The organism is Paraplanobispora siamensis (genome assembly GCF_016863175.1).
In the GTDB taxonomy this organism is placed as follows: domain Bacteria; phylum Actinomycetota; class Actinomycetes; order Streptosporangiales; family Streptosporangiaceae; genus Planobispora; species Planobispora siamensis.
In genome coordinates this window covers 66,170-79,482 of sequence record NZ_BOOJ01000033.1, presented here as the reverse complement: position 1 = coordinate 79,482, position 13,313 = coordinate 66,170, and the positions used below count along the sequence as shown (strand labels likewise).

17 protein-coding genes are annotated in these 13,313 nt (G+C 71.9%); 13 read left to right on the top strand and 4 right to left on the bottom strand.

Going from position 1 to position 13,313, the window contains the following annotated elements; all coding sequences use genetic code 11:
* From Psi01_RS20745 to Psi01_RS20730, 4 genes are read right to left on the bottom strand one after another with little or no spacing between them, the layout of a single operon-like run.
* Positions 1-627 carry a DUF5947 family protein gene (locus Psi01_RS20745; protein ID WP_204065713.1) on the bottom strand — a complete coding sequence of 209 codons (627 nt, stop codon included), beginning with the start codon at positions 625-627 and terminating at the stop codon, positions 1-3.
* Positions 624-1,487: a NifU family protein gene (locus Psi01_RS20740; RefSeq protein ID WP_204065712.1), complete on the bottom strand. Its 864-nt coding sequence runs from the start codon at positions 1,485-1,487 to the stop codon at positions 624-626. The genes Psi01_RS20745 and Psi01_RS20740 overlap by 4 nt, the downstream gene beginning before the upstream one ends.
* Positions 1,487-3,253: a nickel-dependent hydrogenase large subunit gene (locus Psi01_RS20735; protein ID WP_204065711.1), complete on the bottom strand. Its 1,767-nt coding sequence runs from the start codon at positions 3,251-3,253 to the stop codon at positions 1,487-1,489. Before Psi01_RS20735 ends, Psi01_RS20740 begins: the two co-directional genes overlap by 1 nt.
* Positions 3,254-3,257: 4 nt before the next feature.
* Positions 3,258-4,259: an NADH-quinone oxidoreductase subunit B family protein gene (locus tag Psi01_RS20730; RefSeq protein ID WP_239127874.1), complete on the bottom strand. Its 1,002-nt coding sequence runs from the start codon at positions 4,257-4,259 to the stop codon at positions 3,258-3,260.
* Between the two features lie 444 nt (positions 4,260-4,703).
* On the opposite strand from Psi01_RS20730, the gene Psi01_RS20725 reads away from it, so the two are divergent.
* The 13 genes from Psi01_RS20725 (at position 4,704) to hypB (ending at position 13,275) form a co-directional block, all read left to right on the top strand.
* Positions 4,704-4,958 carry a helix-turn-helix domain-containing protein gene (locus tag Psi01_RS20725; RefSeq protein WP_204065709.1) on the top strand — a complete coding sequence of 85 codons (255 nt, stop codon included), beginning with the start codon at positions 4,704-4,706 and terminating at the stop codon, positions 4,956-4,958.
* A gap of 98 nt (positions 4,959-5,056) precedes the next feature.
* Entirely contained in the window at positions 5,057-5,608 is a 552-nt protein-coding gene (locus Psi01_RS20720; protein WP_204065708.1) for a YceI family protein, read from the top strand.
* Positions 5,609-5,880: 272 nt separating this feature from the next.
* On the top strand, positions 5,881-6,216 hold the full coding sequence (locus Psi01_RS20715) for a helix-turn-helix domain-containing protein (protein ID WP_204065707.1): 336 nt from the start codon (positions 5,881-5,883) through the stop codon (positions 6,214-6,216).
* Between the two features lie 19 nt (positions 6,217-6,235).
* Positions 6,236-6,823: a D-sedoheptulose-7-phosphate isomerase gene (locus Psi01_RS20710; protein WP_204065706.1), complete on the top strand. Its 588-nt coding sequence runs from the start codon at positions 6,236-6,238 to the stop codon at positions 6,821-6,823.
* On the top strand, positions 6,820-7,041 hold the full coding sequence (locus Psi01_RS20705) for a HypC/HybG/HupF family hydrogenase formation chaperone (protein WP_204065705.1): 222 nt from the start codon (positions 6,820-6,822) through the stop codon (positions 7,039-7,041). Before Psi01_RS20710 ends, Psi01_RS20705 begins: the two co-directional genes overlap by 4 nt.
* Positions 7,038-7,664 (top strand): D-sedoheptulose-7-phosphate isomerase, encoded by a 627-nt coding sequence (locus tag Psi01_RS20700; RefSeq protein WP_204065704.1) that lies wholly within the window; start codon positions 7,038-7,040, stop codon positions 7,662-7,664. The genes Psi01_RS20705 and Psi01_RS20700 overlap by 4 nt, the downstream gene beginning before the upstream one ends.
* 66 nt (positions 7,665-7,730) lie before the next feature.
* Positions 7,731-9,143, top strand: coding sequence for a hypothetical protein (locus Psi01_RS20695; RefSeq protein WP_204065703.1), 1,413 nt, complete (start codon positions 7,731-7,733; stop codon positions 9,141-9,143).
* Positions 9,140-9,667, top strand: a complete 528-nt coding sequence (locus Psi01_RS20690) for a hydrogenase maturation protease (RefSeq protein ID WP_204065702.1) — start codon at positions 9,140-9,142, stop codon at positions 9,665-9,667. The genes Psi01_RS20695 and Psi01_RS20690 overlap by 4 nt, the downstream gene beginning before the upstream one ends.
* The gene (locus Psi01_RS20685) at positions 9,640-9,912 is read left to right on the top strand and encodes a HypC/HybG/HupF family hydrogenase formation chaperone (protein WP_204065701.1); all 273 of its coding nucleotides are present in this window, start codon (positions 9,640-9,642) and stop codon (positions 9,910-9,912) included. Before Psi01_RS20690 ends, Psi01_RS20685 begins: the two co-directional genes overlap by 28 nt.
* A 9-nt stretch (positions 9,913-9,921) precedes the next feature.
* Positions 9,922-11,049 (top strand): hydrogenase formation protein HypD, encoded by a 1,128-nt coding sequence (gene hypD, locus Psi01_RS20680; RefSeq protein ID WP_204065700.1) that lies wholly within the window; start codon positions 9,922-9,924, stop codon positions 11,047-11,049.
* Complete coding sequence (gene hypE / locus Psi01_RS20675; protein ID WP_275424582.1) at positions 11,046-12,116, top strand: hydrogenase expression/formation protein HypE; 1,071 nt, start codon at positions 11,046-11,048, stop codon at positions 12,114-12,116. The genes hypD and hypE overlap by 4 nt, the downstream gene beginning before the upstream one ends.
* Positions 12,116-12,709 (top strand): hydrogenase maturation nickel metallochaperone HypA, encoded by a 594-nt coding sequence (gene hypA / locus Psi01_RS20670; protein ID WP_204065699.1) that lies wholly within the window; start codon positions 12,116-12,118, stop codon positions 12,707-12,709. Before hypE ends, hypA begins: the two co-directional genes overlap by 1 nt.
* Entirely contained in the window at positions 12,631-13,275 is a 645-nt protein-coding gene (hypB, locus tag Psi01_RS20665; protein WP_239127895.1) for a hydrogenase nickel incorporation protein HypB, read from the top strand. The genes hypA and hypB overlap by 79 nt, the downstream gene beginning before the upstream one ends.
* The last annotated feature ends 38 nt before the right edge of the window (positions 13,276-13,313 follow it).

Genomic DNA, 13,313 nt, shown 5'->3' with positions numbered 1-13,313 from the left:
TCATCCCTCCGGGGGGTGGAAGGGCCGGGACCGGGAGCGCACCTCGGCGAAGAACTCCTCGATCCGCTCGTGCGCCTCCTGACCGCCGTCGAACCCCTTCCAGTACATCCGTACGGTGCCCGCCAGCCTGTAGCAGGCGTCGATCGGGACCAGATAGCACTCCACCCCGTCGGGGGTCTCGCGGATGAGCACGGCCTCCACCTCGGGCGCCGCCGCCTTCAGCAGCGGGTGGCGCTCGGCCAGCCCGGCCCAGGCCTGCAGGTCCAGCAGGCACTCGGTCGCCCCGGCCGGGCTCGGGTAGAAGGCGGTGACGCCGGACTCGCCGCGCAGGAAGAAGGCCGAGCCGACCGGGATCCCCAGCCTCCGCCACTCCTGCGGGGCCAGCGGCCGCTCCGGATCGTAGAGGTAGCGCCCGGGCACCGCCCGGTAGCGGCCGCCGCCCTCCTCCCAGGTGAACAGCATGAAGCAGGCCCGGCACACGCACATCAGGGCGCGGTTGTCCACGTCGACCACGTGTCCGTGGTCGAAGCCGACGAGGATCCCGCACATGTCACATTTGTCCGTGGCGGCCGACGGCGTGGAACGCGCGCCGACGAACCGGCGCAGCCCCTCGCCGCCGCCCGTCACGACGGCACCGCCACGCGCACGCCGTGACTGTCGGACAGCAGCGGCACCGGATCCAGGTGGCGGGCGGGGTCCTCCATCCCGCGCCCGGCCACCCGGACGTTGTAGTGCGCGTCGCAGGCGGGGCAGGCCAGCACGTGCCCGTTGAGCGTCCCGCCCGACAGCGTGGAGCCGCAGGCGGGGCAGGCGTCCCGGTAGGCGTACAGCGTGCCGCGCACCGAGCACACCATGATCGTCACATCGCCGGCCGTCACGCTCACCGGGCGGCCGGTCGGCGGCCCCAGATCCGGAAGCGCGGTCCAGCCGGTACGGGTGGGGTCCCCCTCGCCGGTGTCGTCACCCCATCCGTCCGGTGGACGCGATCCGATCTGCAGCAGCTCGACCGGCCGCGGCTCCGACACGCCGGCGACCTCGATCCCGGTGACCTCCGGTGCGGCGTCCAGGACCGCCCCCTCGATGGCCGCCTTCACGGTGAGCGTCGAGGACGGGCAGCCGTTGCAGGTGCCCTCCAGGCTGAGCCGGGCGACGCCCCGCTCGTCGACGCCGAGGTATTCCACCCCGCCGGCGTGCGACCCCAGGTAGGGGCGCACCCGGTCCAGCGCCCGCTGGATCCGGGAGTCCACATCCAGCGGGTGCAGGTCGTGCAGGAGCAGCAGGCTGCCCACCAGGTCGTCCTCGGCCAGCCGGGACACCAGGACCGGATCGTGCCCGCCGAGCAGGGTGACGATCCGTTTCAGGCCCTCGCCGTACATCCCGACCAGCAGGCCGACCAGCTCCTCGGCGGCCTGCCTGTCACGCCCGGCGCGCAGGCCGGCCAGGAGCTGCTCGATGCGGTCGCCCACCGCCCGGGGGTCGCCGGCCATCAGTACTCGGCGTTGAAGGCGTGGGGGGTGTGCAGTTTGCGCAGCACCTTGCCGGTGCCCAGCGACATGTGCACGCCGCAGGGCAGGCAGGGGTCGAAGCTGCGCACCGCCCGCATGATGTCGATGCCCTTGAAGTTGTCCGGCGGGTTCTCCTCGAAGATCGGAGTGTTCTGGACGGCGTCCTCGTAGGGGCCGGGGGTGCCGAAGCTGTCGCGGACGCTGCCGTTCCACGGGGTCGGCGGGTAGGGGTGGTAGTTGGCGATCCGCCCGTCCCTGATGACCATGTGGTGGGACAGCACGCCGCGTACCGCCTCGGTGAAGCCGCAGCTGACCGCGTCGTCGGGCACCGTGAACGGCTCCCACGTCCTGGTGTTGCCGCTGCGGATCTCGGCCAGCGCCTTCTGGCAGAAGGTCAGCGCGAGCGCGGCGGAGTAGGCCTGGAAGTAGGTGCGGGCCCGGTTGCGCTCCAGGGCGTTGCTCCACCGGGGGATCTTCCACTCGAAGGTCGTCTCCGGCCTGGCCACGGTGCGCGGCAGGGTGATCTGCACGCTGTTGCCGGTGGCCCTGATGTAGTCGGTCTGCACCAGCCCGGCCAGCGCGGTCGTCCACAGCCGGGCCAGCGGCCCGCCCCCGGTGTCCAGCGCCAGGTGGTCGGTGCCGTCGAACCAGCGCGGCGACATGGTCCAGGAGTACTTGTCGTCGAAGTCGCGCTTGGCCGGCCGGGGGATGGTGTGCTGGTTCCACGGGTGCCTGCGGTCCACCGGGTTGCCCAGCGGGTCGCGGGTGACGAACATCTCCTGGTCCTCCCAGTCCTCGTAGAACGAGTGGCCCAGAAGGATGCGGATGCCCAGGTTGATGTCGACCAGGCCGGTGGTGAGCAGCTTGCCGTCCACCACGACGCCGGGCGTGACGAACATCTTGCGGCCCCAGGCGTTCATGTTCTCGTAGGTGAAGTCGCAGTGGGCGGGGTCGTTCAGGCTTCCCCAGCAGCCCAGCAGGACCCGGCGCCGGCCGACGTTCTCGTAGCCGGGCAGGGCCTCGTAGAAGAAGTCGAACAGGTCGTCGTGCATGGGCACGACCTTCTTCATGAACTCCACGTAGCGCATGAGCCGGGTCAGGTAGTCGGTGAACAGCTGCACCGTGGCGACGGTCCCCACCCCTCCGGGGTAGAGCGTCGAGGGGTGGACGTGCCTGCCCTCCATCAGGCAGAACATCTCCCGGGTGTAGCGGCTGACCTGCAGCGCCTCCCGGTAGAACTCGCCCTCCAGCGGGTTGAGCGAGCGCATGATGTCGCCGATGGTCCGGTAGCCGTGCGCGCCGGCGTGCGGCGACTCGGTCCGGTTGGCCAGCTCCAGCACGCCGGGGTTGGTCTCGGCGACCATCCGCTCGCAGTAGTCGACCCCGACCAGGTTCTCCTGGAAGATGTTGTGGTCGAACATGTACTCGGCGGCCTCGCCCAGGTTGAGGATCCACTCGCCGAGGTGCGGGGGGCGCACGCCGTACGCCATGTTCTGCGCGTAGACCGAGCAGGTGGCGTGGTTGTCGCCGCAGATCCCGCAGATCCGGCTGGTGATGAAGTGGGCGTCGCGGGGGTCCTTGCCCTTCATGAATATGCTGTAGCCGCGGAAGATCGACGAGGTGCTGTGACACTCGACGACCTGCTTCTGAGCGAAGTCGATCTTCGTGTAGATGCCGAGGCTGCCGACGATCCTGGTGATCGGGTCCCAGGACATCTCGACCAGGTTGTCGTCCTTCGAACTGGTCATGGTGTCACCACGTGCTCTTGTAGCCGCTCAGAAGGTCGTCGCCCTTGCGGCGCCATTTGGGCTCCTCGTCCACGGTGCGCATGGTGACGCCGCGGAGTGCTCGGATGACCGTGCCGTACATGGTGCTGGCCACGGTCGAGACGTTGGCTCCGGGCGGCTCGTCCATGAACGGCATGAACTTGTCCGGGAAGCCGGGCATGGTGCAGGCGATGCAGATGCCGCCGACGTTGGGGCACCCGCCGACGCCGTTGATCCAGCCGCGCTTGGGCACGTTGCACTTGACCACCGGTCCCCAGCAGCCCAGCTTGACCAGGCACTTGGGCGAGTCGTACTCCTTGGCGAACTCGCCCTGCTCGTAGTAGCCGGCCCGGTCGCAGCCCTCGTGCACGGTGGCGCCGAACAGCCAGGTGGGCCGCAGCGCCTCGTCCAGCGGGATCATCGGCGCCTGCCCGGCGGCCTGGTACAGCAGGTACAGGATCGTCTCGGACAGGTTGTCGGGGTGGATCGGGCAGCCCGGCACGCACACGATCGGGATGCCGGCCTTGGAGCGCCACTCCCAGCCGAGATAGTCGGGCACGCCCATGGCGCCGGTGGGGTTGCCGGCCATCGCGTGGATGCCGCCGTAGGTGGCGCAGGTGCCCACCGCCAGGACCGCCAGGGCCTTGGGCGCCAGGCGGTCGAGCCACTCGCTGGTGGTCATCGGCTGGCCGGTGGCCGGGTTGTTGCCGAACCCGCACCAGTAGCCCTCGGACTTGATGGCCTCGTTGGGGATGGACCCCTCGACCACCAGGACGAACGGCTCCAGCTCCCCGCGATCGGCCTTGTGCCACCACTCGATGAAGTTGTCGGCGCCCTGCTCGGGCCCGCACTCGAAGTCGATCAGCGGCCAGTGCATCGCGATCTTCGGCAGCCCGGGGAGGGCGCCCAGCGCGATCTCCTCGATGCTCGGCTGGGTGGCCGCGGTCAACGCGACGGAGTCCCCGTCGCAGCTGAGGCCACCGTTCATCCAGAGAATGTGGATCACCTGATCGGTATCCGCCTCCGCCATCGGTGACCTCCTCGCGGGAAATTAATTTCGTCGGCCACGGGAGAACGTTAAATCCGTACGGCGACGGCGGCAAGCATATTCCAATAATGGCCGGACACAAGTGTCAGATGAATATGTCGCCGATGTGAGGAGTACTCTGATCGGGTGATCGACCCTCCGGACATGCCGCTGGAGAACCCGATCGAGGTGCTCCCGGTCGTCGTGCTATCCAGGATTTTCCCGGCCCGCCCATCCTCGATTCCGGAAATCCAGGAATTCGTCCGTCGCGGACTCGCCGATTCTTCGCTCCCCGAGAACGAGAATCGCTCTCTCACCCAGCGGGTATTTCGCGCGCTGCTCCACGCGGCCGGCCCCGAGGGCACTATTCAGATATCCATTCGCATTTTCCCGCAGGACGTCGAGGTGGACGTTCTGCACTCCGACGGCGAGCGGCCCGGCCCGGCGGCGGTCCCCTCCCCGGCCGGCTCCGCGCCGCGCACGTTCGCCGAGTGGATGTCCGACACCCTGCGCAGGGAGGGTCTCACCCAGGAGGCCGCGGCCCGCCAGCTCGGCGTCTCGGTCAGGACCGTGAGCAGGTGGCTCGGCGGGGAGACCGAGCCGCGTCTGCGCGACCTGCGCCGCATCCGCGAACGCTTCGGCGACATCCCCCTGCCCTGACCCCTGCCCCGACCTCCGCCCCGACCCCTGCCCCGACCTCCGCTCCGGCCTCCGGCCCGGTCCTTCCCTCGGGGGGCCCTGTTCCGTACGGTGCCCGTATGGCGATATCCGTCGGTCCCGCCCGCGGCACGCTGATCCTGCGCACCTCCCGGCAGGGCCTGGCCGCCCAGGCCGGCCACGACCTGACCATCGAGGTGACCCGCTGGTCCGGGGAGGCCGTCGTGGCCGAGGACCCGGCGGCGAGCACGATCACCGTCACCGCCGACACCGGCTCGCTGCGGGTCGTGGCGGGCACCGGCGGGGTCAAACCGCTGAGCGAGCGCGAGAAGCAGGAGATCGCCGCCACGGCCCGCCGGCTGCTGGACTCCGACCGGCGGCCGGAGGCCACGTTCACCTCCGCCGAGGTCACCCCCGGCGCCGACGGCGGCGGAACCGTCACCGGGACGCTCGCGCTGCTGGGCCGCGAGCGCCCGCTCCGCCTGGAGGTCGCCCACCTGGGCGGCGGCCGTTACCGCGCGACCGGCAGGATCGTGCAGTCCGAGTACGGCGTCAAGCCGTATTCGGCGTTCTTCGGCGCGCTCAAACTGGCCGACGCCGTCGAGGTGGAGGTCGAGATCGACCTGTCGGTTCCCGGGGCTCCCGGGGGCTGAAGGCCCCCGCGGCCGCGGCCCGCGCAAGCCGCCCGCGCAAGCCGCCCGCGGAGGCCGCTCACGGAGGCTGCCGGAAGGCCCGTTTCCCGGCCTCGCAGCGGCTGCCGCCCCATCCGTGATGGGTTGTCCTTGATCCCCTGACCTGGGCGCCAACTTCCTTTCAACACCGATTGACGCCGTCCGTAACCGGGTGGACACTTGTGGCTTCTCCCACGGACAGAGGTGTCGGGATGAACTCTCACCGACCAGACCCGGTCCGAGAACGCCATTGGATGTGCGCGCAGCGCCTGCGCGGTAGGCGGCTCGCACTGGGGCTCACCCAGCACGAGGTCGCCACGCGTCTGCAGGGGCGCGGCAATCCGACGACCAACCGGACGCTGAGCGCCATGGAGCACGGCCACGGGCTGGACCTCGGCCTGCTGCCCGACCTCGCCGACGTCCTCGGCTGCACCGTCACCTACCTGCTGGGACTCACCCACGATCCGTCGGCATGGCAGCCCGACCCCGCCACACCCGCCGACCAGCCGCAGCTCCCGGTGAACGGGTCGGGGATCCTCGGTTCCCCGGCCGCCGGCTTCGCCGTCCCGAGCGAGGCGCGGACACGCTGAGGAATGGAAGGTGACACTCATGTCACCATCGCACCGCGTCACTGTCACGGAGCTGGCACGGCGCCGGGCCGCACCGCTGGAGGACCTCGCCGGACAGGCGGCCGACGTGGCCCGCGCCTGCCAGGCCATGGCCGCCCGTTTCCAGCGCGGCGGCAAGCTGCTCGCCTTCGGCAGCGGTACGGCGAGCACCGACGCCCAGCACGTGGCGGTCGAGTTCGTCCACCCGGTGATCGTCGGCAAGCGCGCGCTTCCGGCGATCTCGCTGGCCTCCGACGTGGCCACGCTCACCGGCACCGGGCTGACCGACGCCTTCGCCCACCAGATCCGCCACCTGGCCGAGCCGGTCGACATCGCGCTGGCGATCTCCGCCGACGGCCGGTGCGAGAACGTCCTGCGCGGGCTCAAACAGGCGGGCGACATCGGCCTGTTACGCGTCGCGCTGGCCGGCGGGGACGGCGGCGCCATCGCCGCCTCGGGGTCGGCCGACCACCTGCTGCTGGCCGCCTCCGGCGACCCCCGCGTGGTCAAGGAGATCCACGTGACCGTCTACCACGTGCTGTGGGAGCTGGTGCACGTCTTCCTCGAGCGCCCGGGAGCCCTGCGATGAGCGACTGCTCCGGTGAGACCTGCGTCACCTGCTCCGACACGGCGGTCCCGGTCGTCGTCGTGCGGTTGCTCGACGACGATCTCGCGCTGGTCGACGCCGGCGGCGGCCGGGAGGAGGTGAGCGTCGCCCTGGTCGAGGCCCGGGCCGGCGACACCGTCCTGGTGCACGCCCGCGAGGCGCTGGCCGTACTCCACCGACCGGGGGACGGTGCGCCATGAGCCTGGACTCCCTCTACCCGTTCCTGTCCTCCGGCGACTCCGCCACGGCGGCGGACGTGCTGGAGGAGGTGTGCCGGTCCACCGAGGCCAAGGTGCGCGAGACCGCCGAACTGCGCGCGCTCGTGCTGGAGCGCGAGGGGCGGCGCCTGCCGGAGTGCGCGGACCGGATGGCCGAGCGGTTCGCCGCCGGCGGGCGGCTGCTGGCCTTCGGCAACGGCGGCAGCTCGACCGACGCCCAGGACCTGGCGGCGCTGTTCCTCGGCTCGGGCCGGGGCGCGCTGTGCCTGACCAACGACATCGCGGCCGTCACCGCGCTGAGCAACGACGTCGGCTTCGACGTCGTGTTCTCCCGGCAGATCGCCGCCTTCGGCCGCCCCCGGGACATCGCGGTGGGACTGTCGACCAGCGGCAACTCGGCGAACCTGCTGCGGGCCTTCGAGGAGGCCGACCGGCGCGGCATGCTCACGGTGGGCCTGGCCGGCTACGACGGCGGCAGGATGGCCGAGATCGACGCCATGGACTATCTGTTCACGGTGCCGTCCCCCTCGGTGCACCGCATCCAGGAGGCGCAGACCACCCTGTACCACGCCCTGTGGGAGCTCACCGTGGACCGCGCGAAATGAACGACCCGAGATGACCTGCCCGAGATGACCGACCCCGAGATGGGCGACCGTGATGAACGGCCTGAGATGAACACCACAGCGGAGCAGGCCCGGGCGATCGCCGACGCGGTGCTCTACGAGGGTTACCTGCTCTACCCGTACCGCGCCTCGGCCGCCAAGAACAGGGTGCGCTGGCAGTGGGGCGTGCTGGCGCCGCCCGGCTGCCCCGGGGAGTCCTCGCGCTCGCGGACCGAACTGCTCGCCGAGGCGCGGGCCGGGGCCGTGCTCCACGTGCGGCTGCGGTTCCTGCATCTTCAGGAGAGGGTCGTCCAGGACGGCGTGGGTACGGCGGTGCCGTCGCTGCGGGTGGCCGGCGCCGAGCACACCACCTGGGATGAGGCGGTCGAGCGGGAGGTCGACGCGGCGCTGCGGGTGGCCGACCTGCTCGCCGGTGACAACCGGGTGCCGTTCGAGGTGCCCGGCGGCGTGGACGTGGAGTCGATCCCGGGCGGCGACGGGGCGCGGCTGGTCCGCCGCCGCCTGCCGCTCCGCGGTGAGCTGCTGCTGCGCGCCGACCCCCTGCCCGGCCCGTACGGCGGGCTGCGGTTGCGGCTGTGCGTGGCAAACACCGCGGACGCCTCCCCGGAGGCGGCCGGAGGGAGCAGGCCTGAGGCGCTGAAGAGCGCGCTGATCGCCGCGCACGCGCTGCTGTCGATCACCTCCGGCGGGTTCCTGTCCTCGCTGGACCCCCCGGAGTGGGCCGCGGCGCAGGCGCGCGCGTGCCGCAACGAGGGCATGTGGCCGGTGCTGGTCGGCGAGCCCGGCCGGCGCGACACCGTGCTCTGCTCGCCGATCATCCTCTACGACTATCCGGCGGTCGCCGAGGAGAGCCCGGGCGAGCTGTTCGACGGCACCGAGATCGACGAGATCCTCACCCTGCGCACGATGGCGCTCACCGAGGAGGAGAAGCGGCAGGCCCGGGCCACCGACCCGCGCGCGGCCGAGCTGATCGACCGGGTGGACCACCTGCCCGCGGAGGCGCTGGCCCGGCTGCACGGCGCGGTGCGGGACCTGCGCGCGGTCACCGGGCGGCAGCGGAAGCCGCCGGGCGGGTCGCGGGAGCCGGCCGGGCGGCCGGACGAGCCGTGGCCGGAGGTGACCGGGGAGTCGCGGGAGTCGCGGCCGGAGGTCACCGGCCGGCCGGCGGTGCCGTGGTGGGATCCGGGTGCCGACGCCTCGGTGTCCCCGGAGACCGACGCCGTGGTCGTGGCCGGGGTCAGGGTGGCGAAGGGCTCGCCGGTACGGCTGCGCCCCGGCCGCCGGGCCGACGCCCAGGACATGTTCCTGGCCGGGCGCACGGCGACCGTGGCGGCGGTGCTGCACGACGTGGACGGCGACGTGCACCTGGCGGTGGCGCTCGACGGGGACGGCGAGGAGGACGCCTACGCCGCCCACGGCAGGTTCCGCTACTTCGCCCCGGACGAGGTGGAACCGCTGTGACCGCCGCCGTCCCGCCCCCGCGGGATTCAGGAGGGAACTCGGCCGCGCGGATCCTGGTGGCCGGGGTCGGCAACGTGTTCCTCGGCGACGACGGCTTCGGGGTGGAGGTCGCCCACCGGCTGTCCGGCCTGGCGCTGCCGGCGGGGGTGCGGGTCGCGGACTACGGCATCCGCGGCATGCACCTGGCCTACGACACGGTGGACGGCGACTACGACGTGATGATCATGGTTGACGCGGTCGGCCTGGGCGACCCGCCCGGCACGGTCTCCGTCATCGAACTGGAGGCCGGGGCCCCGACCGGTCTCGACGCCCACGGCATGCAGCCGGAGGCCGTCCTGTCCCTGATGGGCATGCTCGGCCGGCTGCCCGGGCGGATACTGCTGGTGGGCTGCGAACCCGCGACGCTCGTGCAGCGGATGGGGCTGAGTCCCACCGTCGAGCGGGCCGTCGGCACCGCCATGGAGGCGGTCGTCGACCTGATCGAAAGGGAGCGGACATGTGCCTGGGAATCCCGGGAGAGGTGATCGAGATCCTGTCCGACCGGCCCGATCTGGCCCGGGTCGACGTGAGCGGGGTCAAGCGCGCCATCAACATCGGTCTGCTGGCCGGGGAGCGGGTGGAGCCGGGCGACTGGGTGCTCATCCATGTCGGCTTCGCGCTCTCCAAGATCGACGAGGCGGAGGCCAGGGCCGCGACGGAGTTCCTGGAGAGCATCGGCAAGGCCTACGAGGACGAGATCGCGGCGCTGCGCGAGTCCCGGATCATCTAGGAGACCGGTATGCGGTTCGTTGACGAGTTCCGGAACGCCGAGACGGCCAGGGCGCTGTCGGCCAAGATCGCCGCTCTGTGCGAGCCCGGACGGGAGTACAAGTTCATGGAGGTGTGCGGCGGGCACACCCACACGATCTACAAGCACGGGCTGGAGGACTACCTACCCGAGAACGTCACGCTGGTCCACGGCCCGGGATGCCCGGTGTGCGTCATCCCGATGGGGCGCATCGACGACGCGATCCACATCGCCCGGCGTCCGGAGGTGCTGATGACCTCCTTCGGCGACATGATGCGGGTGCCGGGCAGCGGCGGGAACTTCTTCGACTCCAACGCCGAGGGCACCAGCATCCGGATGGTCTACTCGCCGCTGGACTCCCTGAAGATCGCCCGGCAGAACCCGGAGCGGCAGGTGGTGTTCATGGCCATCGGGTTCGAGACGACCGCGCCGTCGACCGCGATGACCGTGCTGCGGGCGGCCAAGGAGGGGCTGGAGAACTTCTCCGTCTTCTGCAACCACATCATGATCATTCCGGCGATCAAGGCCATCCTGGACTCCCCCGACCTGCGGCTGGACGGGTTCATCGGCCCCGGGCACGTCTCCACGGTCATCGGCTGCCGGCCGTACGAGTTCATCGCCCGCGACTACGGCAAGCCGCTCGTGGTGGCCGGGTTCGAGCCGCTGGACATCCTGCAGTCGATCTACATGCTGCTGCTGCAGCTGCGCGAGGGCCGCGCCGAGGTGGAGAACCAGTACTCGCGCGTGGTCCCCTGGGACGGCAACCCGACCGCGCTGCGCGTGATCGGCGAGGTGATGGAGCTGCGGCCGTACTTCGAGTGGCGGGGGCTGGGGTTCATCTCCCACTCCGCGCTGCGGATGCGGCAGCGGTACGCCGCCTTCGACGCCGAACTGCTGTTCGAGACGCCCGGGGTGCGGGTGGCCGACCCCAAGGCGTGCCAGTGCGGCGAGGTGCTCAAGGGCGTGCTGAAACCGTGGGAGTGCAAGGTGTTCGGTACGGCCTGCACGCCGGAGACGCCGATCGGCACCTGCATGGTCTCGCCGGAGGGCGCCTGCGCCGCCTACTACAACTTCGGCAGGTTCACCCGCACCAGGGTCCGGGAGGCGAGCGTCACGTGAACCCGGAGGAGCAGGTCCTGGACCGGATCGAGCGGGCCAGGCGGCGGCGTCCGAAGGTACGCGAGGAGCGCGTCACCCTCGCCCACGGCTCGGGCGGGAAGGCCACCCAGACGCTGGTCGAGGCGATCTTCCTGGAGGCGTTCCGCAACCCGCTGCTGGAGCCGCTGGAGGACGCCGCCGCGCTGTCGGTGGACGGCGCGCGGCTGGCGCTGACCACCGACTCGTTCGTGGTCTCGCCGCTGTTCTTCCCCGGCGGGGACATCGGCGACCTGGCGGTCAACGGCACGGTGAACGACCTGGCGGTCTCCGGGGCCAGGCCGCTGTACCTGACGGCCGGCTTCATCCTGGAGGAGGGCTTCCCGATCGCCGACCTGACCCGGATCGTGGACTCGATGCGCGCTGCGGCGCAGGCGGCCGGGGTCGCGGTGGTCACCGGGGACACCAAGGTGGTGCAGCGCGGCAAGGGCGACGGCTGTTACGTCAACACCGCCGGGGTGGGGGTGGTCGACCACCCCGGCCGGCTGGGCGCCGCGACCGTGCGGCCCGGCGACGCGGTCCTGGTCTCCGGCCCGGTCGGCGCCCACGGCATCACGATCATGCTGGCCCGCGGCGAGCTCGACATCGAGGCCGACCTGGTCTCCGACACCGCGCCGCTGCACGGCCTGACGGCCGCGCTGCTGGCCGCCGCGCCGGGGGTGCGCGCGATGCGTGACGCCACCCGGGGCGGGGTGGCCACGGTGCTCAACGAGGTGGCCAGGGCGGCCGGTGTCGCGGTGGTCGTCGACGAGCAGGCGGTGCCGGTGGAGCCAGAGGTGCGCGGGGCCTCGGAGCTGCTGGGCATCGACCCGCTGTACGTGGCGTGCGAGGGGCGGATGGTGGTCTTCGTGGACGGCGCCGAGGCGGACGCCGCGCTCGCCGCCATGCGCGGCCACCCCCTCGGCGGGCGGGCCGCGCTGATCGGCCGGGTCAAGGACGACCCGCCGGGCCTGGTGCTGCTGAACACCGTGTTCGGCGGGACCCGGATCTGCGACCTGCTGGTGGGCGACCCGCTGCCGAGGATCTGCTGATGCACGAGCTGTCCCTCGCCCAGGCGGTCGTCGAGGCCGTCGCCGAGCGGACCGGCGGCGCGAGGGTGACCCTCGTGCGCCTGGAGATCGGCCGGCTGTCGGGGGTGGTGGTGGAGTCCATCGCCTTCTGCTTCGACCTGGTCACCGAGGGGACCGCGCTGGAGGGGGCCGTGCTGGAGGTCGGGGAACCGCCCGGCCGCTGCCGGTGCCGCGGGTGCGGCACGGCGTTCGAGACCGGCGACCCGCTCGTCCTGTGCCCGGCGTGCGACGGGGCCGACGTGGCCGTGCTGTCCGGGCGGCAGATGCTGATCGCTTCGGTGGAGGTGGAGAGCGCATGTGCGGCACCTGCGGCTGCGCGGAGTACGGCGACCCCGGACGCGGGGCCGGACACGACCACGGGATCGGGGCCGGACCCGGAGGCGGCCACGGGATCGGGGCCGGGCACGAATCCGGACGCGCGGCCGGGCACGACCACGGACCCGGTCGCGGCCGGACCGTCACCGTCGAGCAGCGGATCCTGGCCCGCAACGACGACCTCGCCGAGCTCAACCGGGCGTGGCTGGCCGGGCGGGGCGTCCTCGCGGTCAACCTGATGAGCTCCCCGGGGTCGGGCAAGACCACCCTGCTGGAGCGGACGATCCGCGACATGGGCGGCGGGCGCGGGGTCTCGGTGGTGGAGGGCGACCAGGAGACCGCCTTCGACGCCGAGCGGATCCGGGCGACCGGCTGCCGGGCGGTGCAGGTGAACACCGGGGCCGGCTGCCACCTCGACGCCGCCATGCTCGCCGGCGCGCTGCGGGAGCTCGATCCGGCCCCGGGCTCGGTGGTGTTCGTCGAGAACGTGGGGAACCTGGTGTGCCCCGCGCTGTTCGACCTGGGCGAGTCGCGCCGGGTCGTGATCATGTCGGTCACCGAGGGCCCGGACAAGCCGCTGAAGTACCCGCACATGTTCCGCACCGCCGACGCCGTGGTGCTCAACAAGGTCGACCTGCTGCCGTACGTGGACTTCCCCGACGAACTGTTCCGGGACCATCTGCACCGGGTGAACCCCGCGGTCCCGGTGATCCCGGTCTCGGCGACGCGCGGCGACGGCGTCGCGGCCTGGCACGCCTGGCTGCGCCACCAGGCCGGCGCCCATCACCCGCCGCACCGCCGCTGACCGGGACGCGGCGCCGTACGGCGCCCTCACCCCGGGGA